This window comes from Arthrobacter sp. I3, assembly GCF_000520575.1.
Lineage (GTDB): Bacteria > Actinomycetota > Actinomycetes > Actinomycetales > Micrococcaceae > Arthrobacter > Arthrobacter humicola_A.
The window spans coordinates 1-23,664 of record NZ_KI914924.1; the positions used below are offsets into that span (position 1 = coordinate 1).

Annotated in this window: 21 protein-coding genes and 2 pseudogenes; 10 read left to right on the plus strand and 13 right to left on the minus strand. The window is 68.2% G+C overall.

What is annotated here, in order from left to right:
- From Y706_RS30185 to Y706_RS0110690, 3 genes and pseudogenes are all read right to left on the minus strand, one after another.
- Positions 1 to 644: pseudogene (locus Y706_RS30185) on the minus strand (IS5 family transposase); the annotation flags it as partial.
- Positions 645 to 690: 46 nt separating this feature from the next.
- Positions 691 to 1,440 (minus strand): 5-oxoprolinase subunit PxpA, encoded by a 750-nt coding sequence (locus Y706_RS0110685; RefSeq protein WP_028276583.1) that lies wholly within the window; start codon positions 1,438 to 1,440, stop codon positions 691 to 693.
- Entirely contained in the window at positions 1,431 to 2,354 is a 924-nt protein-coding gene (locus Y706_RS0110690; protein ID WP_028276584.1) for a hypothetical protein, read from the minus strand. Before Y706_RS0110690 ends, Y706_RS0110685 begins: the two co-directional genes overlap by 10 nt.
- A gap of 127 nt (positions 2,355 to 2,481) precedes the next feature.
- Between Y706_RS0110690 and Y706_RS0110695 the strand changes: the two genes are divergently transcribed.
- Positions 2,482 to 3,822 carry an MFS transporter gene (locus tag Y706_RS0110695; RefSeq protein WP_028276585.1) on the plus strand — a complete coding sequence of 447 codons (1,341 nt, stop codon included), beginning with the start codon at positions 2,482 to 2,484 and terminating at the stop codon, positions 3,820 to 3,822.
- Here Y706_RS0110695 and Y706_RS0110700 read toward each other — a convergent pair.
- The 4 genes from Y706_RS0110700 to Y706_RS0110715 form a co-directional block, all read right to left on the minus strand.
- Positions 3,819 to 6,149 carry a glycoside hydrolase family 65 protein gene (locus tag Y706_RS0110700; RefSeq protein ID WP_028276586.1) on the minus strand — a complete coding sequence of 777 codons (2,331 nt, stop codon included), beginning with the start codon at positions 6,147 to 6,149 and terminating at the stop codon, positions 3,819 to 3,821. The two genes, Y706_RS0110695 and Y706_RS0110700, sit on opposite strands and share 4 nt — an antisense overlap.
- Positions 6,150 to 6,200: 51 nt before the next feature.
- On the minus strand, positions 6,201 to 6,944 hold the full coding sequence (locus tag Y706_RS0110705) for an HAD family hydrolase (RefSeq protein ID WP_028276587.1): 744 nt from the start codon (positions 6,942 to 6,944) through the stop codon (positions 6,201 to 6,203).
- 117 nt (positions 6,945 to 7,061) lie between these two features.
- Complete coding sequence (locus Y706_RS28110; RefSeq protein ID WP_253906763.1) at positions 7,062 to 7,436, minus strand: substrate-binding domain-containing protein; 375 nt, start codon at positions 7,434 to 7,436, stop codon at positions 7,062 to 7,064.
- A gap of 320 nt (positions 7,437 to 7,756) precedes the next feature.
- Positions 7,757 to 8,374, minus strand: a complete 618-nt coding sequence (locus Y706_RS0110715) for an alpha/beta hydrolase (RefSeq protein WP_028276589.1) — start codon at positions 8,372 to 8,374, stop codon at positions 7,757 to 7,759.
- 263 nt (positions 8,375 to 8,637) lie between these two features.
- On the opposite strand from Y706_RS0110715, the gene Y706_RS0110720 reads away from it, so the two are divergent.
- The 6 genes from Y706_RS0110720 to Y706_RS0110745 all read left to right on the plus strand — a co-directional run bounded on the left by Y706_RS0110720 (position 8,638) and on the right by Y706_RS0110745 (position 14,152).
- Positions 8,638 to 8,901, plus strand: a complete 264-nt coding sequence (locus Y706_RS0110720; protein WP_018774860.1) for a DUF6458 family protein — start codon at positions 8,638 to 8,640, stop codon at positions 8,899 to 8,901.
- 481 nt (positions 8,902 to 9,382) lie between these two features.
- Positions 9,383 to 10,201: a DeoR/GlpR family DNA-binding transcription regulator gene (locus Y706_RS0110725; protein ID WP_028276590.1), complete on the plus strand. Its 819-nt coding sequence runs from the start codon at positions 9,383 to 9,385 to the stop codon at positions 10,199 to 10,201.
- Positions 10,198 to 11,184 carry a 1-phosphofructokinase family hexose kinase gene (locus Y706_RS0110730; RefSeq protein WP_028276591.1) on the plus strand — a complete coding sequence of 329 codons (987 nt, stop codon included), beginning with the start codon at positions 10,198 to 10,200 and terminating at the stop codon, positions 11,182 to 11,184. Before Y706_RS0110725 ends, Y706_RS0110730 begins: the two co-directional genes overlap by 4 nt.
- 2 nt (positions 11,185 to 11,186) lie before the next feature.
- Positions 11,187 to 13,265 (plus strand): PTS fructose transporter subunit IIABC, encoded by a 2,079-nt coding sequence (locus Y706_RS0110735; RefSeq protein WP_028276592.1) that lies wholly within the window; start codon positions 11,187 to 11,189, stop codon positions 13,263 to 13,265.
- A 67-nt stretch (positions 13,266 to 13,332) separates the two neighbouring features.
- Entirely contained in the window at positions 13,333 to 13,614 is a 282-nt protein-coding gene (locus Y706_RS0110740; RefSeq protein WP_018774864.1) for an HPr family phosphocarrier protein, read from the plus strand.
- Positions 13,615 to 13,864: 250 nt separating this feature from the next.
- Complete coding sequence (locus Y706_RS0110745) at positions 13,865 to 14,152, plus strand: DUF7218 family protein (RefSeq protein ID WP_043436005.1); 288 nt, start codon at positions 13,865 to 13,867, stop codon at positions 14,150 to 14,152.
- Positions 14,153 to 14,187: 35 nt separating this feature from the next.
- Here the strand turns inward: Y706_RS0110745 and Y706_RS0110750 are convergent, their stop codons facing one another.
- Positions 14,188 to 15,186 carry a non-homologous end joining protein Ku gene (locus tag Y706_RS0110750; protein ID WP_028276594.1) on the minus strand — a complete coding sequence of 333 codons (999 nt, stop codon included), beginning with the start codon at positions 15,184 to 15,186 and terminating at the stop codon, positions 14,188 to 14,190.
- Between the two features lie 40 nt (positions 15,187 to 15,226).
- Here Y706_RS0110750 and Y706_RS0110755 point away from each other — a divergent pair, with 40 nt between their 5' ends.
- Positions 15,227 to 17,848, plus strand: a complete 2,622-nt coding sequence (locus Y706_RS0110755) for an ATP-dependent DNA ligase (RefSeq protein WP_253906764.1) — start codon at positions 15,227 to 15,229, stop codon at positions 17,846 to 17,848.
- A gap of 26 nt (positions 17,849 to 17,874) precedes the next feature.
- On the opposite strand, the gene Y706_RS0110760 is transcribed toward Y706_RS0110755, so the two are convergent.
- Positions 17,875 to 18,132, minus strand: coding sequence for a hypothetical protein (locus tag Y706_RS0110760; protein WP_028276596.1), 258 nt, complete (start codon positions 18,130 to 18,132; stop codon positions 17,875 to 17,877).
- 370 nt (positions 18,133 to 18,502) lie between these two features.
- Between Y706_RS0110760 and Y706_RS0110765 the strand changes: the two genes are divergently transcribed.
- Both Y706_RS0110765 and Y706_RS24930 read left to right on the plus strand, forming a co-directional pair.
- Complete coding sequence (locus Y706_RS0110765) at positions 18,503 to 20,104, plus strand: MFS transporter (RefSeq protein WP_028276597.1); 1,602 nt, start codon at positions 18,503 to 18,505, stop codon at positions 20,102 to 20,104.
- A 225-nt stretch (positions 20,105 to 20,329) separates the two neighbouring features.
- Complete coding sequence (locus tag Y706_RS24930; RefSeq protein ID WP_043436001.1) at positions 20,330 to 21,382, plus strand: FUSC family protein; 1,053 nt, start codon at positions 20,330 to 20,332, stop codon at positions 21,380 to 21,382.
- Between the two features lie 12 nt (positions 21,383 to 21,394).
- Here the strand turns inward: Y706_RS24930 and Y706_RS0110775 are convergent, their stop codons facing one another.
- From Y706_RS0110775 to Y706_RS29760, 4 genes and pseudogenes are all read right to left on the minus strand, one after another.
- Positions 21,395 to 22,177 carry an SDR family NAD(P)-dependent oxidoreductase gene (locus tag Y706_RS0110775; protein WP_028276598.1) on the minus strand — a complete coding sequence of 261 codons (783 nt, stop codon included), beginning with the start codon at positions 22,175 to 22,177 and terminating at the stop codon, positions 21,395 to 21,397.
- 25 nt (positions 22,178 to 22,202) lie between these two features.
- The gene (locus tag Y706_RS27465; RefSeq protein WP_052355058.1) at positions 22,203 to 22,967 is read right to left on the minus strand and encodes a hypothetical protein; all 765 of its coding nucleotides are present in this window, start codon (positions 22,965 to 22,967) and stop codon (positions 22,203 to 22,205) included.
- Between the two features lie 123 nt (positions 22,968 to 23,090).
- On the minus strand, positions 23,091 to 23,435 hold the full coding sequence (locus tag Y706_RS0110785; protein WP_028276599.1) for a GNAT family N-acetyltransferase: 345 nt from the start codon (positions 23,433 to 23,435) through the stop codon (positions 23,091 to 23,093).
- Positions 23,432 to 23,664: pseudogene (locus Y706_RS29760) on the minus strand (acyltransferase); the annotation flags it as partial. The pseudogene Y706_RS29760 and the gene Y706_RS0110785, both read right to left, overlap by 4 nt.

Genomic DNA, 23,664 nt, shown 5'->3' on the forward strand with positions numbered 1-23,664 from the left:
GATGCTGCGGTCGCGCAGGTGGGTCCGGATCGCCCGGGATGAGTAGGCCTTGTCGCCGCGGACACGGTCCGGGCGGGTGCGAGGCCTGCCCGGACCAGATCGGTTGATCTTCAGCCGGTCCATCAGATGGGTGAACATCGGCGCGTCTCCGCCCTGGCCGGGGGCTACCAGCAGCACCAAAGGCCTGCCTTCGCCGTCGACCAGGGCGTGGATCTTGGTACTCAGCCCGCCGCGGGAACGGCCGATCGCATGATCGTCCGTTTCACCAAACAGATTCATGTAATTCGACCCGGCCCCCTGTGGTGAAGATTGGTGCCGTGCTGATGAGCGCGGTTGACCGTCGAGTCCACCGAAACCGACCAGTCCACTTCACCCTGAGAGTCCGCGACCGTCAGCAGGCCAGCGAGGATCCTGTCCCAAGTAGCGTCACCGCTGTTGCGGCGGTGACGCTTCCAGATCGTCTGCCACGGACCGAACTCGGCCGGCACATCCCACCAGGCGATCCCGCACCGGTACCGGTAAATGATGCCCTCCGCCACCCGCCGGTCATCCCGGAACGGACGACCCCAGCGGCCATCAGAAGTCGGCAGCAACGGCTGAATGCGAGCCCACTGACCATCAGTCAAAACAGAAGTACGAGACACCCATCAGGCATCCCGAACAACCAGCCCAAGTTTTAGGAGACACGCCCTAGGCGAAGGTCTCGAGCTCCACTCCAGCGGCCTCCAGCGCGGCCCGCACGGCAGCGGCCACGCTGACGGAGCCCGGCGTTTCCGCCCGCAGGCACAGCGACTGCGGCTCGATCCGGAGCACGGTGCCGTCGACGGCCTCGATTTCGCCCTTTGTGGCGAGCCTGACCGCCCGCTCGGCAACCTGTCCGGCGTCGAGCATCACCGCCCCCACCTCGGTGCGCGGCACGAGGGTGCCGTCGGGGAAGTAGGCACGGTCGGCGAAGGCCTCGGAGAAGACGGGGTGCCCGGCTTCCTTGGCGATTTCCAGCAGGGCTGAGCCGGGGAAGCCGAGGACGGGCAGCCCGGGATCGTAGGCCTGGATAGCGGCGATCACGGCGGAGGCCTGCTCGCCGTCGTGCACGGTGCGGTCGTAGAGCGCCCCGTGCAGCTTGACGTAGTCCACCGAGGCGCCCACGGCATGGGCGACGCCGTCGAGCGCCCCGAGCTGGTAGAGGACCGCGCCGAAGAGATCGTCAAAGGTCATATCCAGCGAGCGCAGGCCAAAGCCGGCCAGGTCCGGGTAGCCGATGTGGGCACCGACGTTGACGTCGAGCTCGTACGCCGCCCGGCAGGTGTCCAGCATGGTCACAGGGTCCCCGGCGTGCATCCCGCAGGCCACGCTGGCGCTCGTGACCAGCGGAAACATCGCGGCGTCGGCGCCCTTGGTCCAGGTCCCGAAGGACTCCCCCAGGTCAGTGTTCAGATCCAAAACGTGCCGCCGTCCTTCGTTGAAGTCTTCGGAGCGCCGCTGCCCCGGGTGCCGCCGTCCGGGCGGCCGCTGTCCTGGGTGCCGCCGCCCGACGCGCCGCCGTCCGGCTGCGCGTCCAGGGAAGTTTCGTAGAGCGCGGCCGGGCCGGTGGTTTCCGCAAGGGCCTGCAGTTCTCCCGGAATCGTGTCCGGGATGGGCCCGAAGGCTTCCTTGGCGTTCGCGACGACCGCATGGCCCATCACCCGGTTGCCCACGCCGCCTACGACGGCGCCGATACCGAAGGGCAGGGCACGGCCCAGCCAGGCTGTGCCCTGGGTCTTGAGCAGGGAGCGCAGGAACATCGTCTGCATCTTGGCCCGCACTGTACCGAAGCCGGCAAGAGGGACGCGGCGGGTGAAGGCCGCGGTCCACGCCTGGGTGGGCCCCTTGCCCCGGCCCGCCGCCTGTCCGCTGAGCGAGCTCAGCAGCTGGGTGCCTTCCTCGCCCAGCATGACCGCCATGACCAGGGTGCTGGCTCTGTCCGGGTCCACCATCCGGATGCCGTGCAGTTCAGCAAGAGCCGTGGAATACAGTGCGGTGGCTTCGAGGAACCCGACTGCTGCGGCGGCCGAGAGACCCAGTGCGGCCGCAGTTCCGACGCCCGGAATCACGGCAGCCCCGCCGACCAGCGCACCGCCGCCGGTGACGGCCAGCAGGTAGTCGCGCTCCAGGATGGCGGCGAGCTGCGCCGCGGTGGCGTGCGGATGCCTGCGCTGAAGCCTGCGGATATTGGCCAGCACCAGCGGCCGCTGGACTTCAACCGCCCGCAGGAGCACCTTGTGCAGGCCGGGCCGGGGCTGGCCTGCGGCGTCGAACATCGCGCTGTGGGCTGTTTCCTGGGCAATCTTCATTGCCGGGTTGCTGCGCTTGGCCATGATCGCCTCTCGTCGGAACCATAAAACTAAGTGCACTTAACACTACACACGGGCAGGCAGGCGGGGTCGCCGCTGCGCCCCGGAGGCGTCTCAACCCGGTCGCGCGGCTGGCTACTAGACTGGGCCCATGCCCGCCCTGCGAGCCCTCCGCCCCTTCGCGCACCGGGAGTACCGGGTGCTGATCACGGCGCTGGCCATCTCCATCTTCGGTTCCGGGATGTGGGCCGTCGCGATGGTCTACGAGGTGATCCACCTGGGCGGCGGACCGCTGGAGCTTTCGGTCGTGGCCGCGGCGGGCAGCGTCGGGCTGGTGACGTTTCTGCTGGCCGGCGGCATCGCCGCGGACCGTTTGCCCCAGCGGCTCCTGATCATCGCGGTCGAGGGCGCCAACCTCGCCGTCGTTGCCGCTGTCAGCGGGCTGGCCCTGGCCGGCTTGCTCGAGCTGTGGCATCTCGCGCTTGGGGCCTTCGTGCTCGGCGTCGGGGCTGCGTTCTTCTTCCCCGCCTACTCCGCCATCCTGCCGCGGATCCTGCCGCCCGAGGACCTGCTGGCGGCCAACGGCCTGGAAGGCACCATGCGGCCGCTGTTGCAGCAGGCCGCCGGACCGGCCGTTGCGGGCATCCTGGTGGCGGCCCTGTCCCCCGCCTACGCCGTCACCGGAGTGGCGGCCTGCCATCTGGTGGCCTTCTGCATCCTGAACCTCCTCCACCGCCAGCCCGCGGCAGGGGTCCCGGCCAGCGGAGAGGCTACCGAATCTGGCCAGTCACGGGCCAAGACGTCCCTGCGCCACGACCTCCGCGAGGGCGTCAGCTACACCGTCCGGACGCCCTGGCTGCTTTGGACCCTGCTCTGGGCCTGCATTTCGGTGCTGTTCCTGATCGGCCCCATCGAGGTCCTGATCCCCTTCGTGGTCCGGGACCAGCTCGGCGGGGACGCGCGCATGTTCGGTTTCCTGCTCGCCATCATGGGCGTGGGCGGTGCCGCAGCCTCGCTGGCCACGGCTTCTTTTCCCCTCCCGCGCCGCTACCTCACCGTGATGATGGTGTCCTGGGGAGCGGGAAGCCTGCCGATCGCCGCCGTCGGAATCATGGACAGTTTCTGGGCCGTGGCCGCCGCCCTCTTCATCTTCGGCGCCACCGGCGGCGTGGGCATGGTGATCTGGGGAACCTTGCTCCAGCGCCGGGTGCCGCCGCATCTGCTGGGCCGCGTCTCGAGCCTGGACTTCTTTGTATCCCTGGCCCTCATGCCGGTCTCCATGGCACTCGCCGGTCCGGCCGCCGAGGTGCTGCCGGTGTGGCTGATCTTCCTCGTCGCCGGGACCGTGTGCCCGGCGATGGCCGTCGTCGCGATGGCCGTGGCGCGGATGCCGGCCGATGAACTGGCCCACCCCCTCGCCGGCGGTGAGGAGCCCGCCGACGCCCCGACCCCTGCCGAATCCTCCGGACCAGGACAGCCCGGCCCGGTTTAGACTGCGGCGCGCACCACCGGGATCGACGACGTCGGAAGGCCGCTGGGGAAGATGGTCGGTTCCGGGGCGGTGACGGGCGCCAGCGGGACCCGGACCGGGCCGCCGTCGACCGTGAGCAGTTCCCCCCGCACGTCGACTTCCAGCGGCGCGCCGTCGCGGACGGTCAGGCTGATCGAATCCTGCTCGAGCCCGACGTGCAGGAGCCTGCCCTGGATCTTCAGGTGGAACTCGAGGCCGTCCCATTCGGCAGGCAGCCGGGGATCGAAGTACGGCACCGCGCCCTGGTCCCGCAGCCCGGCGAAGCCGCTGACCAGCGAGCTCCACACCCCGCCGGTGGAGGCGATGTGGACGCCGTCGATCGTGTTGCCGTGGGTGTCGTCGAGGTCGATGAACAGGGCGTGGGTGAAGTGGTCCAGCGCGGCCTTGCCGTAGCCGACCTCGGCCGCCATGATGCCCTGGACGCAGGCGGACAGCGTGGAGTCGCCCGTGGTGATGGGGTCGTAGAAATCGAAGGCGCGGCGCTTTTCCTCGGCGGTGAAGTCCTGCCACTGCAGGAACATGGCCAGCACGGTGTCGGCCTGTTTAAGGACCTGGTGCCGGTAGATCACCAGCGGGTGGAAGTGCAGCAGGAGCGGGTACTTGGACCGGGGCGTGGTCCAGTCCCACGGTTCCAGCGTCATGAAGTCGTTGTCCTGGGAATGGACCTGGAGGTCCTCGTCGTAGGGCAGCTGCATGCGGTTGGCTGCCTGCTCCCAGAGCTGGCGTTCGGCGTCGTCGATCTCCGGGTGGTCCAGCGCCGCCGCGGCGCGCAGGTTGAAGCGCGCCATGACGTTCGTGTACAGGTTGTCGTTGACGACGGCGGTGTACTCGTCGGGGCCCGTGACGCCGTGGATGTGGAACAGTCCGTCCTTGCCGAAGAAGCCGAGTGAGACCCACATCCGTGCAGTCTCGATCAGCAGATCGGAGCCCAGGGTGGCCTGGAACTCGGTGTCCCCGCTGGCCCAGATGTACCGGTTGGTCGCGAAGGCGATCGCGGCGGCGATGTGAAACTGCGCGGTGCCGGCCGCGTAGTAGGCGCTGGCCTCGAGTCCGTTGATGGTGCGCCAGGGGAAGAGGGCGCCGTCGACGCTGAGCTCCTTGGCGCGGATCTTCGCCTCGGGCAGCAGGTCGTGGCGGAATTCCAGGACCTGGCGGGCGTTGCCCGGGTTCGTGTAGGTCAGGTAGGGCAGCAGGTACACCTCCTGGTCCCAGAAGTAGTGGCCGTCGTAGCCGGAGCCGGACACGCCCTTGGCCGGGATGCCGGCCACATCGGCGCAGGCCGTGGCCTGCGCGAGCTGGAAGAGGTTCCAGCGCACGCCCTGCTGGAGCTCGGTCTGGCCCGCCAGGACGATGTCGCTCGTGCTCCAGTAGGCGCGGTAGTGGTCCTCGCTCTCGGCGAAGATCTCGCTGACCGGCTTGAGGCTGGCTTCGGCGCTGTCGGCGAGGTCCTCGGCGGCCTGGCCCACGGCGTAGCTGACGCTCTTCTCCAGCAGGAACGGTGCGTCCGCGCTGACGGCGAGCACGTAGCGCACGCTGCTGTCGTCCTGATCCACCTGGGTGTCGAACGGCTGCACGCCGGCCGAGGTCCAGTGATCCACGGCCATCCCGAGCCGCTGCTTGGATTCCGAGGCTTCCCAGGACAGGCGCAGGGAGCCGTCCCCGCCGTCGAGCCGCAGGGGCAGCAGCACACGGCCCGCGTGCCGGCCGGCGCGGCGCGGATCATGGGCGGAGTGGTCCTCCACCGGCTGGTCCTGGCGGTTGATGACCGAGGACGTGACGTCCGCGGAGATATCCCGGTCGGCCGCCACTTCGAGGCTGATGCCCAGCGCCCCGCGGGTTGCGTAGCCGACGGCGCGCCGTTCGGTGGTGGTCACGGTCGCACCGGAGCGGCACTGCCAGGTGATCCGGCACTCGTAGATACCCGTGGCGAAATCCACCGAGCGGCGGTAGTCCAGCACGGTGGACTCTTCCAGGCTCAGCGGCTCGCCGTCGATGATGACGGTGAAGTTGTTGGCGTCCGGGACGTAGAGGATCCGCTGGCCGGTGCGGGCGAAGCCGTACGCGTTTTCCGCGTGCTTGATGTCCCAGGTCTCGTGGAAGCCGTTGATGAAGCTGCCCGGAAGTTCGGCGTCCGCGGCACCCCAGTGCGCGCCGCGGATGCCCAGGTGCCCGTTGCCGAGACTGAACAGGGTCTCCAGGGTGCCGGCGTTGCCGGGGAGGTGAACGGTCTCGACCAGCTGCCAGGGATCGTTGGGGAACCGGGCGCGGTCCGAGGTGATGAGAGCCATGGTTTAGGGGGTTCCTTCGGCGGGAGTGGGCAGTGGGCTGGGCGGGCCGGGCTAGAGCAGTTCGGCGAGGTCGTTGACCACGACTGTGGCCCCGGCGTCGAGCAGGGTCTGCCGGCCGGCGCCGCGGTCGACGCCGATCACCGAGCGGAAATCTCCCGCGCTGCCGGCCTGGACGCCGGAGACGGCATCCTCCACCACGACGCACTCCTGGCTTGGCAGGCCCAAGAGCCGCGCGGCGTATTCGTAGGTGGCCGGGCTGGGTTTGCCGGGCAGCCCTTCGTCGACGGCGACAACGCCGTCGACCACCACCGGGAAGTAGTCGGACAGGCCGGCAGCCTTCAGCACGGCAGGGGCGTTTCGGGAAGAGGAGACGACGGCGAGTTTGAGCCCGCGGGCCAGCGCAGCCTCAACCAGCCGGACGGAGCCCTCGTACGGCTGGACTCCGCCGGCCTCGACGATGTCGTTGAAGACCTTGTTCTTGCGGTTGCCGAGTCCGTGGACGGTGTCATGCGCGGGCTCGTCGTTCACCGGGCCCTCGGGCAGCACAATCCCGCGGGAGGCCAGGAAGTCCCGGACGCCGTCAAACCGCGGCTTGCCGTCGATGTGATCGAAATAGTCGCTCTCACGGTACGGCTCAGCACCGGGGACCGAGGCCAGGAAGCCGTCAAAGAGCTGCTTCCAGGCGTGCTCATGCACCACGGCGGTGGGGGTCAGGACGCCGTCGAGGTCAAAAAGGATGGCGGTTGCACCGGAGAGCGCACCGGCGAGGCCGGAGGTGTCGGGAACTACAGTCATGAGTCGAGGTCCTTTCAGACGACGGGCAGGCAAGACGGTTTGGTCAAAGCGATGGTCTAAGGCAGGCAGTTCAGGGCTGCTCGTTTGGGGCCGTTCCGGCGTCGGACGCCGTGCGGATCAGCGTCGGCGTGTGCCGGTGCGCTCTACCAATGTGGTGTCCGGCAGATGGTTCGACGGCGGACTGGCAGGCGGCGGATTGGCAAGTCCTGAGCGATGAAGTCTTTCAATCAGCAGGTTGGCCGCGAACGCGCCCTGGTCGGCCAGTGGCTGGGCAATTGTGGTCAGGCCCAGGAACCAACTCATCTGATGATCGTCTATTCCTATGATGGACACGTTTTCCGGCGCTGACAAACCGGGCGCCCGCATGGCCATGAGCGCACAGCAGGCTGTCCCGTCGCAACCAGCGAGGATCGCGGACGGCATCCTGGGGATTTTCACCAGCTCCACCATGGCCAGCCGGCCGAGTTCGATGCTGGAGCCGGCGTCGAGCACGAGGTCCGGATGAGACGGTGCAGATGGAGAGTCCGGGGAGCGCGGGGACGTCCTGGATTCTCACGCGCGGGGTGTTGGCCTGCGGCACGGGCTCAGCCCTTTCTTCCCCCCGAAGTAGTGGGCCCGGTGTTCATGGCCGAGGTCGATTGTAAGCGCTTACATATTTGGCATGCAAGTGGATGATCCGGAGTTTGGCAGCGGACTGAGGACTGGTTGGCAGGCTTGCTTGGCGGGGGGTGGCGGGGCCGGGCGGGCGCCCTGGTCAGCGCCTGGGTCAGCGCCTTGGCCACGCAGCACGTAGCGCCTTGGTCAGCGCACGGTCAGCGCAGGACGTAGTGCCGCAGGAACGCACCGACGTCCACGAGTTCGGCCTTCGAAATCGTGTGGCCCATGCCCGGATAGGTCCTGGCCGTGAGCTGGGTATTCCGGTTCAGCCACGCCTCGGTGTGCTCGGTAGCGGCGTCGTTGATGACGACGTCGCCCTTGTCCCGGCCCCAAAAGAACGGCGGCCGGGCGGTGAACGATTCACTCATCGCCAGCAGTTCGTTGTCCAGGACAAAACCCGAGAGCCCCACAGCTGCGCGGAATTGTTCCGGCCGGAGCCGCAGGAGCGTGCTGGCCATCGCCATCCCCTGCGAAAATCCGAACAGGCTGACGCTGCTGTGCCGGGCTTTGACCGACTCGATCCAGGCGAAGACCGCGTTCGTGGAGGCGATGACGTCGGCAAAGTCGTGGGTGAGGAAATAGTCCAGCAGGAACCAGCCGTAGTGGTCTCCAATGTCTTTGGGTCCACGCAGGGCGGCGCAGCTGAACTCGGCCGGCAGGGAAGCGAACAGCTTGGACATGCGGAATTCGTCCGTACCGTAGCCGTGCAGCATCACCAGCAGCGGGGTGCCGCCGCGTTCGTGTTCGGGTTTTGACCAGATCACCGTCTCCATTGGCTCAGCCTATCCAGCACCGCCACGCGTCCCGCCCCGCACGGGGCCGCGCTCCGCGGTTTCCGCGGCGTAAGCGGACCTCCGCCCCCCCGGATCCCTGGCGCATCCGTCCGGAAAAGGCGCGGCTGGCCGAAACCGGCGCGGAAATTTTCCCCGCGGGGCGGAGGGCGCTTCATTGAAACAGTAGGGGCGGGGTTGTAGCGTGACGCTGGACAGCATGCTTATCATCATCAGTCCGCCCCCCGGCCATCAAGGAGCACGTTATGAGAATCGGTTCCGCAATCTTCCTCATCGCCATCGGCGCCATCCTCGCCTGGGCCGTCGCCCCGGGGCTGATCCCCAATGTGAACCAGGCCATGATCGGCTACATCCTGATGGCGGTCGGCGTGATTGGACTCATCGCTTCTCTCGTCCTCGCCGGCCCGGGACGCGGCCGCACGCGCCGGGTCAGCGAAAGCCGCACGGTAGTAGACCCCAACACCGGCGAGACCATCACCCGCAATGAGAGCCGCGACGCAGGCATCTGAGATTTCCCCGCACCCACTAAGCGGCGCGGAATCCAACGACCCGGAAGCCGGGCCGGACCTCGAGGTCGGGCCCGGCTTCCGCCATCCGGGTCCACTCCCCGGCCCCAACACTGGACATGTCCCCCGGCGCCCGGCCCGCAACCACCCCAAGAGCGGCACATGCCCAGCCCCCGCGGCGGCCCATGGACATATTCCCCAAGGGCCCACTCCCCGGCCCCAACACTGGACATGTCCCCCGGCGCCCGGCCCCAACACTGGACATGCCCCCCGGCGCCCGGCCCGGCCACTGGGCATGTCCCGCGGCGAAGCCCACCCTTCTGCGTTCATGTGGTTTTTCATTGACAAACCAACAAGAACAAAGATAAAGTCAAATAATTCCACTTCATGTGACGGGAGTCACCGAAGCGGCCGGGGCGCATTTCCAGCCCAACGCACGGCAAGAACGAAAGCCAAGTCAGACGCAGTACGCAATGGAGGGTAAGTGTTCGCCGAAGAACGCCAGCAGCTGATCGTGGGGCTCATCTACGCCAGCGGCCGGGCCAGCGTCACGGACCTGGCCGAGCGCTTCAGCATCACCACCGAAACCATCCGCCGGGACCTCGCCGCCCTGGAAGCCTCCGGAAGCGTCCGCCGGGTGCACGGCGGCGCGGTCTCCCCGGACCGCTTCAGCACCACGGAAGAAAGCATCCTGGAACGGACCGTCCAGCGGCAGCCCGAAAAGACCCGGATCGCCGAGGCCGCCCTGGCCCTCATTCCCCAGGGCCTCACCGGCAGCATCCTGATCGACGCCGGCTCCACCACGGAGGCCCTCGCCGAACTCCTGTCCGCCCGGGCCGCCGGAGCCGCCGCGCAGGGCACCGTTCCGGCATCTGGGTCCGACGCCGAACTCGTCGTCATCACCCACTCCCTGCCCATCGCGTCCCGGCTGTCCGGCGGACCCGGAATCGCCCTGCACCTGCTCGGCGGCAAGGTCCGCGGCCTGACCCAGGCCGCCGTCGGCCAGTCCACGGTGGAAGCCGCCCGCCGGATCCGCCCGGACATCGCCTTCATCGGCACCAACGGCATCCATGCAGCCTTCGGGCTGAGCACACCCGATCCTGAAGAAGCCGCTGTCAAGGCTGCCTTCGTCCAATCAGCGCGCCGCATTGTGGTGCTGGCTGACTCCTCCAAGCTGGACGCGGAAACGCTGGTCCAGTTCGCCTCGTTGAAAGATCTGGACACCGTGATCACAGACTCGCAGCCCAGCCGGGAACTCGCCGACGCCCTTGCGGAAGCCGGAGTGGAGGTGGTGGTCGCGTGATTGTCACCCTCACCGCCAACCCCAGCCTGGACCGCACCGTGGCGCTGCCCGGCCCCCTCCTCCGCGGGGAAGTTCAGCGGGCCATCTCCGTCCGCCAGGAATCCGGCGGCAAGGGAGTCAACGTCTCGCGCGCCCTCGTCGCGTCGGGGCTGAAGACAGTCGCCGTTCTCCCCGGCGCCGAGGCCGACCCCGTCCTCACCGGCCTGCGGGAGACCGACGTTCCGTTCGCGGCCCTGCCGATTGGCGAGCCGCTGCGCAGCAACGTGGCCCTCACCGAGCCCGGCGGCGTCACCACCAAGATCAACGAACCCGGACCGGCGCTCAGCGAGGAGCAGCAGGAGGCCCTGATCAGCCTGCTGCTGGACCACGCCCGCGGTGCCGCCTGGGTAGTCCTGGCCGGCTCGCTCCCACCCGGGGTCCCGGCCGACTTCTACGCAACCGTCACCCGGCGGCTGCGGTCCCTGTTCGACGGCGAGGCCGCACCACGGGTTGCCGTCGATTCATCCGGCGAACCCCTCGCCGCAGCGGTCTCCGGCGACACCTCGGGAAAACCGGACCTCTTGAAACCCAACGCCGAGGAACTGGTGGAACTGGCTGCCGCAGCCGGTTTCGCCACGAACAAGTCCGCCGAGGAGCTCGAAGCGGACCCGGAGGCTGCAGCAGCTGCCGCCTCCGCCGTCGTGCGCTCCGGAGTGGGTGCCGTACTGGCCACCCTCGGCTCCAAGGGTGCCGTTCTTGTGACGGCCGACGGCGCGTGGCTGGCCACGCACCCGCCGGTCACCGCGGTCAGCACTGTCGGCGCCGGCGATTCCTCGCTGGCCGGATACCTGCTCGCATCCAGCCAGGGCGCCGCCCCGGTCGATTGCCTCCGTCAGGCGGTGGCCCATGGTGCCGCCGCCGCTTCCCTGCCTGGCTCCACTGTCCCGGCAGTCAACCAAACCACCCCTGATGCCGTAACCATCACGGCCCTCCGGAAGGATTGACAGTGACACAGCTCATTACTACCGAACTGGTCGAGCTCGACCAGAATCTGGGCAGCTCGCCCGAGGACGTGATCCGGCATCTGGCAGGCAGGGTTGCAGCCACCGGACGCGCCACCGAGGCCGAAGGGCTTTTCGCCGACGCCTTCGCCCGGGAATCCAAGACCGCCACGGGCGTCCCGGGCGGCATCGCGATCCCGCACTGCCGCTCGACGGCGGTCACCGAACCCACCCTGGCGATGGCGCGGCTGTCCCAGCCGGTCGACTTCGGCGCCAAGGACGGGCCAGCGGACATCATCTTCTTCATCGCCGCTCCCGAGGGCGCGGACCAGGACCACTTGAAGCTGCTTTCGAAGCTGGCTCGGTCGCTGATCAAAAAGGACTTCACGGCCAGCCTGCGCGCCGCGACCTCCCAGGCGGAAATTGTCGACCTCGTCGACGCCGCCCTGGCGGACAAGCCGGCCGCCCACACCGCTGCCGAAGCGACCGGCGCCGCATCCGCGGCCGGCGCCTCAGCCGCGGCGGCCGCAACCGGTGAAGGTGCCGGCGCGGCGAAGGCCAAGGGGCCCAAGCGCCTCGTCGCCGTCACCGCGTGCCCCACCGGCATCGCCCACACCTACATGGCCGCCGACTCGCTCGTCGCCGCGGCCAAGGAAGTCGGCGTGGACCTGCAGGTCGAAACCCAGGGATCCTCCGGCGCCAAGGCCCTCGACCCCGCCGTGATCGCAGCCGCCGATGCCGTGATCTTCGCCGTGGACGTCGACGTGCGCGGCAAGGAGCGCTTCGCCGGCATGCCGGTGATCAACGCGCCGGTCAAGCGCGGCATCGACGAACCGGACAAGATGGTCGCCGAGGCTCTCGCCGCCGCGGACAACCCGCACGCCCACCGCGTGCCCCACTTCGGCGCCGAGGAGCAGGCCGAGATGGCCGCCGAGGAAAAGAGCGAGCACATCGGCACGAAGCTGAAGAAGGCCCTCCTGACCGGTGTCAGCTACATGATCCCGTTCGTGGCTGGCGGCGGTCTGCTGATCGCCCTCGGCTTCCTGCTGGGTGGCTACAACATCACCGCCTTCGCGGACAAGATCCTGGCGGAGAACAGCCTCACGAACTTGCCCACCGCGTACCCGGAACTGGCCTGGGGCCCGCTGGGCGCCTACCTGGGGGCCGTGCTCTTCAAGATCGGCGCCCTGTCCCTGGGCTTCCTCGTACCCGCGCTGGCCGGCTACATCGCCTACGCCATTGCTGACCGGCCCGGCATCGCCCCGGGCTTCGTTTCCGGCGCCGTTGCCGTCTTCATGGGCGCAGGGTTCCTCGGCGGCATCGTGGGCGGCCTGATCGCCGGCTACGTGGCCCATTCGATCGGCAAGCTCCATGTGGCCCGCTGGCTGCGCGGCCTGATGCCGGTGGTCGTTATCCCGCTCGTGGCGTCGCTCGCGGCGTCGGGCCTGTTGTTCGTGTTCCTGGGCGCTTACATCGCCCGGGTCACTGTCGGGCTCAACGAGTTCCTGTCCGGCCTCACCGGTGCCAGCGCCATCGCCCTGGGCGTCATCCTGGGCCTGATGATGTGCTTCGACCTCGGCGGTCCCGTCAACAAGGTTGCCTATTCCTTCGCAGTCGCCGGCCTGGGCGCAGCCTCCATCACCAACCAGGCCCCGTGGCAGATCATGGCGGCCGTCATGGCCGCCGGCATGGTCCCGCCGCTGGCCATGGCACTGGCCGCGACCGTGCTGAACAAGAGGCTCTTCAGCCTGGCGGAACAGGAAAACGGCAAGGCCGCCTGGCTGCTGGGCGCCTCCTTCATCACCGAAGGCGCCATCCCGTTCGCCGCCGCGGACCCGCTCCGCGTCATCCCCGCCAGCATGCTCGGCGGCGCCGTGACCGGTGCCATCTCGATGGCGGCCGGCGTGGGCTCGAAGGCCCCCCACGGCGGAATCTTCGTCTTCTTCGCGATCGATTCGTTCCTGTGGTTCTGCATCGCCATTGCGGCCGGTACCGTTGTCGGCGCCTTCGCCGTGATCGGGCTCAAGCGCTGGGCAGTCAAGAAGCCTGTTGATACGGTGGAAACGGTTCCCGTTGCCGCCTGAACCAGGACGATTTTCCCAGCAGATACTCACAGCTGACAAACACCCAAGCTGACTTCAAGGAGCAGAAATGACCGAACGTAACGCCACCATTGCCAGCCGGGTCGGGCTGCACGCCCGTCCGGCCGCCATCTTCGCCGAGGCTGCAGGCGAGTTCGACAACCTCGAGATCACGATTGCCCGGCTGGGCGAGCCCGAGGACGAGGCGATGGACGCCGCCAGCATCCTGTCGCTGATGAGCCTCGGCGCATCGCACGGCGAAGTTGTGGTGTTGCGTGCCGAAGGTGAGGGCGCCGACGCCGCACTTGACCGCCTCGTGCAGATCCTTGAGACGGATCACGACGCCGAATAGCCTCAGCTTCCGGCCCCGCGCCGGAACACCGGCAGCTTCAGTTGGCCCGGCCGCCCCCGATCAGGGGCCGGCCGGGCCTTCGCGTTGCCTGCCGCTTTGCTCTGGCGGCGGACCGTCAGGCAACTTTTATAAGGGGCCTTAGCAAATGCTTGTCACGGCCCCGCGGCGCGGCTAGTTTGGAATCCCCGGCGGCACCGACCGCGGGCCGCCGCCCATGTGGTTCCCGGCCGAAGGAGATGATCGCGCAGCCATGCCAACGAAGAAGGGCGAGCCCCAAGGCTCAGAGAGCCCCAGCATCAAGGACCCCGAGCTCTATGAGAAGTTGCTCGAGGACGGCGCCTCCAAGCAAAAAGCGGCCAGGATCTCCAACGCCGCCGCCAAGCGGGGCCGTTCCTCGGTCGGCCGCAAGGGCGGCAAGGCCGGTGACTACGAGGACTGGACGGTGCCGCAGCTGAAGGCACGCGCCAAGGAGATCGGCCTCAAAGGTTACTCGGCCAAGAAGAAGAGCGAGCTCATCTCCGCCCTGCGGAACTCCTGATTAACGTGCACGACGGCGCCAGCCGGCACCCGGGCTCAGGCACGCTTTCGCGCCGTCTTCGACGCCGTCACTTTGGGCGCCGCTTCAGCCTTGGAAGCCGCCGCAGACTTGGAACCAGTCGTGGATGCCGCCGTCTTGGCGGCCGTGGATTTAGTGCCTGTGGACTTGGCTGCCGCCGTCTTGGCGGAGGTCCTCGGGGCGGCCTTGGCAGCAGAACCGGAGCCCCCGGCAGGAGTCTCCGCCGGCCCACCGCCGCGCTTTTTCTCGATGCTGCGCTTGAGGGCTTCCATCAGGTCGATAACTTCGCCCTCGCCGGCCTCGGCGGGGGCGCCGAAGGTCTCCTCCGTGTCCAGCGACTCCCCCTTGTCCAGCTTGGCCTCAATCAGCTGGCGCAACTGCTCCTGGTAATCATCCGTGAACTGGTCCGGCTCAAAGTCGGAGGCCATCGAGTCAACCAGGGCCGCGGACATCTCGCGTTCCTGCGCCGAGATCCGGATGGAAGTCTCGAGTGCTGGAAAGCTGGCCTCGCGGACCTCGTCGGCCCACAGCAGCGACTGCAGCACCAGGACTTCGTCACGAATCCTCAGCGCGCCAAGCCGGGTCTTGTCCCGCAGCGCGAACTGCACAATTGCCACCCGGTCCGTGTCCTCGAGGGCGCGCCGCAGCAGCACGTAGGCCTTGGGCGACTTGGAGTCGGGTTCAAGGTAGTAGCTCTTTTCAAACATCATCGGATCGAGCTGGTCGACCGGAACGAACTGGACCACTTCGATTTCGTGGCTGTTTTCCGCCGGGATGGACTTGAGCTCGTCGCGCGTCAGGACCACCGTGCGGCCGTCGTCCTCGTAGGCCTTGTCGATGTCCTCGTAGTCGATGATCTTGCTGCAGACCTCGCAACGGCGCTGGTAGCGGATCCGGCCGCCGTCGGCGTTGTGGACCTGGTGGAGGCTGATGTCGTGGTCCTCGGTGGCGCTGTAGACCTTGACCGGCACGTTGACCAGCCCGAACGCTATTGCGCCTTTCCAGATGGCTCTCATGGATCAAGTGAACATCACAGTTGCGCGGAGGTGAAGGGTTTTGCCCAACGGTAAGGAACGCGTCCGCGTGGACGGGCGCGAACTGGTGCTCACCAACCTGGAAAAAATCATGTACCCGGAGACTGGCACCACCAAGGCCGACGTCCTGGCCTACTACGCCGCCGTCGCGCCGGTGCTGATCCCCGCCGCCCGCAACCGGCCGGCCACGCGCAAGCGCTGGGTCCACGGCGTCGGGACCGCCGATGCCCCCGGGGAGATGTTCTTCCAGAAGAACCTGGACCATTCAACGCCTGGCTGGGTGCCCCGTGCCGCCATCACGCACAAGGACCGGACCATCCAATATCCCCTGGTCAATGATCCCGCCACCCTCACCTGGCTGGCCCAGATCGCGGCCCTGGAGATCCACGTGCCGCAGTGGCGGGTTGACTCCCACGGCAACGCCATGCCGCCCGACCGGCTGGTGCTGGACCTGGACCCGGGCGAAGGCGCGGGACTGGCGGAGTGCGTGGAGGTGGCCAGGCTGGCCCGCACCATCCTGCAGGACGTTGGCCTGGACCCCGTGCCGGTGACGAGCGGCAGCAAGGGCATCCACCTCTACGCGGCCCTGGACGGGTCCCAGAGCTCGGACCGGATTTCCGACTTCGCCCGCGAACTGGCCCGCTCGCTCGAGGCAGACCACCCGGATCTCGCCGTCAGCGACATGAAAAAGACCCTGCGCACGGGCAAGGTACTGGTGGACTGGAGCCAGAACAACGCCGCCAAGACCACCATCGTGCCGTACTCGCTGCGCGGCCGGCTCCGGCCGACGGTGGCCGCCCCGCGCACATGGCGGGAACTCAGTTCCGCGTCCCTGCACCAGCTGGATTTCCAGGAGGTGATGAAGCGCGTCGCAGCCGGCAAGGATCCGTTCGCCCCGGTTTCCGGCGGCCGGCACGGCGCCGGAGCCCCGGCGGCGCACGCGCCGGACCGCCAGGCGGACCACCGGCTCAGCGGACGGGCCGAAATCCCTCCCGAGCCGGCCGGCGACGGCGGCGACGCCGATCCGCGGCTGGAAAAGTACCGCACCAAACGGGACAGGGCGGCCACTCCCGAGCCCTTCACCGCGGACCGGCACCACGCCGGGGACGACGGCGGGACACGGCAGGAGAAGTTCGTCATCCAGGAGCACCACGCCAGCCGGCTCCACTACGACTTCCGGCTGGAACGCGACGGCGTGCTGGTGTCCTGGGCATTGCCCAAGGGCGTCCCGACCAGCAAAACCAAGAACCACCTCGCGGTCCAGACCGAGGACCACCCGCTGGACTACGCCGACTTCGAGGGTGACATTCCCAAGGGCCAGTACGGCGCCGGGACGGTCAGCATCTGGGACCACGGACACTACGAATGCGAAAAATGGATCGCGGGCAAGGAGGTCATCGCCACCCTGACCGGCGCGGAGGGCGGCGGCCTCGGCGGACCGCGCAGGTTCGCCCTGATCCACACCGGCCGGGCCGATGACCAGTGGCTGATCCACCTGATGGACCCGGCGGGCCCTCAAGGCCGTCCCGGCCCGCCGCGCCCGGCCGGCACAGCGGACAATACGGACAAAGACACCGACGAGGCAGCGGACGACGGCGGGGAGGACGGCTCAGCGGACGGCCGCGGCCACCGCGAGGGCGGAGCGGAAACCGCCGCCGGCAACGAACGTGCCCCCCACGCCTCCGGATTCAGCCCGATGCTGGCCACATCCGGGACGGTGGCGGACCTTCCGGACCTGGACTGGCAGATCGAGCTCAAGTGGGACGGGGTGCGGGCCCTGGTGATCGGCGACGCAACGACGGTCCGGCTCATCAGCCGCAACGGCATCGACATGTCAGTGAGCTACCCCGAGCTGACGGACCGGTCCTGCTGGCCGGAGCAGGGCTTCGTCGCCGACGGCGAGATCATCGCCGTCGGCCGCTCCGGCCGGCCCGACTTCGGGCTGCTGCAGGGCCGGATGAAACTGAGCAGGGCCGCCGACGTCGCCCGGGCGCAGCAGTCGACGCCCGTGCGGCTGATGCTGTTCGATCTGCTCTTCGACGCCGGCGAGGACCTGCGGCGCCAGCCGCTGAGTGAGCGGCGCCGCCGGCTGGAGCAGTTCTTCCGCCCTTCCGCCGCCCCGGTGGAGCTTTCCGGCGTGATCGATGGCGACGTCGCGCACATCCTGGAAAGCGCCGCCGAGCTCGGCCTCGAGGGGGTCATGGCCAAGCGCACGGACGGGCGCTACGTCGGCCAGCGCAGCCGGTCCTGGCTCAAGCTCAAGGTTGAACGGACCCAGGAGGTGGTGGTGGGCGGCTGGCGGCCCGGGAAAGGGGGCCGCCGGGAATCCGTGGGCTCGCTGCTGCTGGGAATTCCGGACGGCTCGAAACTACGGTATGTGGGCCGGGTGGGCAGCGGCTTCAGCACCCGTGAACTCAAGGAACTCAGGCAACAACTCGACGCCCTGCCACGGAAGACCTCCCCGTTCCGGGACGTGCCGGACGCTGACGCGGCAGACGCCAACTGGGTGAGCGCAAAACTCGTCGGCGAGGTCACCTTCGGGGAATGGACCGGCAGCGGGAAGCTCCGGCACCCGGTGTGGCGTGGCTGGCGCCTGGATAAAGCGCCAGCCGACGTCGTCGCAGACCCTGCCGCCGGCCCCTAGCCGTGTGGGGGCCAGCGGTGATGGGGCTAGTCGTGGTGGGGCAGCTGCGGACGGCTTTGCCGGTGCATGGCGCCGGCGGCCACCTGCTGGCCCTGCCGCCCGCGGGCGCTGTCGCGGTCCTTGGGGTGCCGCTGCTTGCCGCTGCCGTCCGGCCATTGCTGTCCTTGACCGGGCCCGGGGGGAGCGTGGTGCAGGGCCTCGGGTCCCGGGGCTTCAGCCATGGACTGCGCCAGATGGCTCGCGACCTCGGGCTCGATTTCTTCTCCGAACTGATGATCCGCCATTGATCTTCCTTTCCGCTGTAATTAACCGCTGTGAAATGAAGTGTCCATCAATCGTAGGACTGCCCCGGGGAGATGTCTGTAGCGCCCGCCGTCTGACTTTCCGGCGGCCCGAATCCCGTCGGAAACCCCCGCAATCGAGGGCTGGCGCGGAAAATTTTGGGCGCGGCGCCGCGGGGATGGCCGGTTCCCAGTATCCGCGCGGTAAAAGCGGGCAAAAGAAATTAGTGAATTGCCCCCAATTCGCACCCGAAATGGGCGATCATACGGCACACAACTCGGAAACTCCAGAGAATTCCCGTAAAATTGAAAGCCTGCCCAGAGCGGGGCAGCTACAAGTCGCAAGCAAATGATCTCCCTAGGAGCTTCCCAAATGCCCACAGACCGAAGCACGACCGACTCTTCAGCAGGCGTCATCGACGCCAGCAGAACCAACCAAGGCGCACCCAAGGGTGTGAAGAAACCGAAGCTACGTCGCCGTCGACTCCGCGAGTCCGACGTCAACGTTGTCGACCAGCCGATGCTCAAGAAGGCACTCGGCGGCACCATCGTGGGTAACACCATGGAGTGGTACGACGTCGGCGTGTTCGGCTACCTGATCACCACCATGGGACCGGTGTTCCTGCCGGAGGCGGACAAGTCCGTCCAGACCCTGTTCCTGCTCGGAACCTTCGCCGCCACCTTCATCGCCCGCCCCCTCGGCGGAGTCGTGTTCGGCTGGCTTGGCGACAAGATCGGCCGCCAGAAGGTCCTCGCCGCGACCCTGATGATCATGGCCGCCAGCACCTTCGCCGTCGGGCTCCTGCCCGGCTACGCACAGATCGGCATCTGGGCTGCGGTCCTGCTGGTCCTGTTCAAAGTTATCCAGGGCTTCTCTACCGGCGGTGAATACGCCGGCGCCACGACCTTTGTGAGCGAGTACGCCCCTGACAAGCGCCGCGGATTCTTCGCCAGCTTCCTGGACATGGGCAGCTATCTCGGTTTCGCCCTTGGCGCGGCCCTCGTTTCGGTGCTGCAGCTGACCCTCGGCCAGGACACCATGGAGCAGTGGGGCTGGCGCATCCCGTTCCTCCTTGCCGGCCCGCTCGGCCTGATCGCCGTGTACTTCCGGAGCAAGATCGAGGAATCCCCCCAGTTCCAGGCAACCCTGGATGCCCAGGAGAACCTCGCCAAGGACGCAACCGCCTCGGACATCACAGCCTCCAAGGGCCCGGTGGGCATCGTGAAGGCGTACTGGCGCTCCCTCATCGTCGCGATGATCCTGGTCGCGGCGGCAAACACCGCCGGCTACGCACTGACCTCCTACATGCCGACGTACCTGACGGAATCCAAGGGCTACGACGAGCTGCACGGCACGCTGCTGACCATCCCCGTGCTGGTCATCATGAGCCTCTGCATCCCGCTGACCGGCAAGCTTTCCGACCGGATCGGCCGCCGCCCCGTGCTGTGGATCGGCGCCATCAGCACCGTCGTCCTCGCCACCCCCGCCTTCCTGCTGATCGGCATCGGTGAAATCTGGTCCACGCTGGCCGGCCTTTCCCTGATTGCCTTCCCCGTGACGTTCTACGTGGCCAACCTGGCGTCGGCCCTGCCGGCCCAGTTCCCGACGGCCAGCCGTTACGGCGCCATGGGCATCGCGTACAACTTCTCGGTGGCCATCTTCGGCGGCACCACGCCGTTCATCGTTGCCGCCCTGATCAGCGCAACCGGCAACGACATGATGCCGGCCTACTACCTGATGGCCACCTCGGCGATCGGCGCAGTAGCGATCTACTTCCTCAAGGAATCCGCCCAGATGCCGCTGCCCGGCTCCATGCCGAGCGTGGACACCCAGGCTGAGGCCCGCGAGCTGGTCGCGACGCAGGACGAGAACCCGCTGATCGACCTCGAGCACATGGACATGCCCATGGTCGCACCGGCCGTCGATTCCACCGCAGGGCGCGGGGAAGCCGAGAAAGTCCCGGCCACAGCCTAAGCCTGCCGGTCCGACCGGTCCGACCGGACCGGCAGCAGCAGTCCAGGCTACGTAGCTGACAGCCCCGCCCTTTGAGGCCTGTTCCGGATGCTTACCCGTTGGGGGACGCATCCGGGCAGGCCTTAGGCGTGTCCGAACCGCTATCAGCACCCGGGCGCCGGGCCCCCGCGAACCCCCGGGATCCGGGGAACCACTGAAACCACAGGAACCGGAAAGGCGGTTGTGATGTCCCTGCTGCACCACATCCGTTCGCTGCACACCCTGTCCCCGGCTAACAAGGACCACGTGTCGGCTTGGCGGATGGCGATCAGCGTGGCCGTTCCGTCCCTGGCGCTCCTGGCAGCCGGTCGCCCCGAGCTGGCCGGCTACGCCGTTTTCGGCGCGCTGACCGGCATGTACGGCCGCACCGAGCCGCACCAGCTCCGGCTCCGCCATCAAGGCCAGGCGGCTGTCCTTCTGGTTGCCGGCGTAGGAGTCGGCGTCTTCCTCTCGGCCCACCACATTCATTCGTGGGCCCTGGTGATCATTGAGGCCGCGTTCGCCGGCGTGGGCTCGCTGTTCACGGACAAGACTGCCCTGAAACCCGCCGGTCCCTTCTTCGGGATCCTGGCCCTGGGCGCGTGCGCCTCCGTTCCCGCCGCCGCCCCCTGGCAGACGGGCCTTCTCCTCGCCGCGGGATCGGCCGCGTTCTCCATCTTGGTCGGCTTTGGCGGCTGGTTTGTCGGCCGCACCTGGCAGCGCGGGAGGCGGCGGGACGTCATAATACTGCGCGGGGCAGGGCGCCGGGCGGCGTGGCTGCATGCCGCCCGCTACGTCACCGCTGTCGGCGGCGCCGGCACCCTGGGGGTCCTCAGTGGCAGCGGCCACCCGCACTGGGCCATGGCCGCGGCGGCGGTGCCGCTTGCCGGGGCGGACCTGCCCAGCAGCGTGTACCGCGGCATCCACCGGATTGTCGGCACCCTGATCGGCCTCGTGGTGGTCGCGGCGGTCCTGTTCCCGTGGCCGGGGTCACCGCTGCTGGCCTTCCCCGGGCAGGAGGCCGCCGTCCTGGTCTGCCTCGTGATCGTGTTGCAGTTCAGCACCGAGCTGTTCATGACCCGGCACTACGGCCTTGCCATGGTCTCCTTCACCCCGGTGATCCTGCTGGTCGGACAGCTTGCCGCGCCGGCCGATCCCGGCGTGTTGGTGACCGAACGGGCCGTCGAGACACTGGTGGGCGCCGCCGTCGGGATCGCCGTCGTCGTACTGATCCGCCGACGGCGCCCGGCCGTCCGCTGACGTACCCGGCGGCTACTTGGCGCGCCGCGCCGGCCCGGCGACGAGCTTTGAGGGCAGCACCCGCGAAACCGAGGTCAGGACCTTGTAGCGCTTGCTGGGGATCGAGACGGCCTTGCCCTTGGCGTTGTCCGCCAGTCCCTCGCTGACCACCTGCCGGGCCTCGAGCCACATCCAGCGCGGCGTCGCCGTCTTGTCCATCCCCATCCGGTCGTGGAACTCGGTGTGGGTGAAGCCGGGGCAAACGGCGGTGACCTTCACCCCGCGCGCCGCATAGGCCATGTTGGCCGAGCGCGAGAAACTCAGCAGCCAGGCCTTCGCTGCCGAGTACGTGCCGCGGGGCAGGAAGGCCGCAACGCTGGCGACGTTGATGATCCTGCCGGACTGGCGCCCGAGCATGCCTTGCAGGGCGGCATGGCTGAGCTCCATGGCGGTTTCGACATGGAGCTTCAGGTGTTTCTTCTCCTCGGCAATGTCGTTGTCCTCGAAGGGCCGCAGCAGGCCGATTCCCGCGTTGTTGACCAGGATCTCCACCGGCCGCGCGGGGTCACTGAGGCGCGCGACGACGGCGGCAATCCCGGCGTCGTCGGTCAGGTCCGCGGCGATCGTCTCCGTCGCGGTCCCGTAGCTGTTCTCCAGCTCCGCCGCGGTGGCCGCGAGGCGGCCGGCATCGCGGGCCACGAGCACCACGCGGTGGCCCTGCTCGGCGAGCTGGCGGGCGAACTCGGCGCCAAGGCCTGCCGTCGCGCCCGTGACCAGGGCTGTGCTGCCGGATGTAGAGGCTGTTTGAGGGTTCATAGCGACAGCCTAGTCTCGTCCCGGCTCAGGCCAGGGCCGTGTCTTGCGCCAGTTCGTCCCCTGCCGGGTCACCGTCATCGAGCAGGTGGCGGTTCTGAAGCTCTTCGGCCGCAAGCTCGTACCAGGTGTGCGCCCCGAAAGACGGGCTGCTGGTGTCGAGGTGGCGGTAGAGAGCGTCCGCGAGCCGGCACAGCGCCGTGTCGGACAGTGCCCGGACCGTGGCCACAGGATCCAGCGTTCCCTCGAAGTACTCCGAAAGCGCCAGCCCGTCGATGGAGCCAAGGTCGCTGGGGCCGCCGGTTTCCGCGGCCAGCGGGCTGTTGGCCTCCCCCAGCCCGGAGTCGGATCCGGAGCCGGGCCCGACGTCGAGCAGTCCGGCAGCTTCGCTGTCTCCGTTCCCGGCGACGGCGACCGGGGCCGGGCGGTAGTCGGTGTCGAGTCCGGCGAGGACTTCGGCGTCGGCGCCGACGTGCACAAGGCAGATTGGCAGCACCGCCGGCTCGTCGAGGGCGAAACGAAGCGGCCCGGCCTCTGCGGAGCCCCCGGCATCGGGAGCGGGCAGGCGTCCGGCATCAGCGAGACGCCGGAGGTCCAGCAGCACCTCAGGGTCCAGGTGGGAGGCGCCGTGGAGGTCGATGACCACGGCGGCGCCCGGTTCGAGGCGGCAGGCGCGGCGCACGATGTGCAGGAGGGCTGCTGCGTCAGACTGCGTAACGCAGCCGGTAATTTCGAGGGTGACATGTGCGGGATCGACGTCCACCCGGACAAGCACACGCAGTTTATGGTTCATGGGGTACTCCAAAGTCACCTGTCCAAGAGCCAACTGCATAACTCTGGTCAAACTTTACGAGGTTGGTCCGCTGCCCACAAGCGGGCAGGCCGATGACGCCGTTCCGGCCCCCGGGCCAGGCGCTCAGGCTCCCTCGGGGACCCGCTCCGGCCAGTCCACATACTGGTGGTACGACTCATGTTTGCGCAGGTAGCGGTACATGAACGGGCAATTCGGGATAATCCGCTTGCCGGAGGCAACCACGTCATCGAGGGCGAAGTGCGCCAGCACTTTGGCGAGCCCTTGGCCCTGGAACTGCTCTGCGGTATCCGTGTGGATAAAGTCGATATGGCCCGGCCTGTCGATGAAGCGCACCTGGACGGCCAGCTTGTCGCCGACACGGAGTTCGTAACGGTGCAGCTCGTCGTTCCGGGTGGTGGAGACGTCCGGGGTGAAGGTGTCTTCCGTGGTTGCCGAGTTCTCCGTCATGGTTCGACATTGGCACTTAATGGCGGGCGTGGCAATGGCGGTTCCGATCCGCCCTGCCCGTCAGGTGGCGTCGTGAGCCGAACCGGAATCCGGCCCAGGAGCACGACGGCGAGCGCGAAGCAGGCGGCGCCCCCGCCGAGGAGCCCGGGCGTGAGCCCGGTGAGCGCGGCGTTGACTGCCGGGACAAAAACGGCGACTGCGGCGAGCAGCACGGCGGCCGCAGGCCGGC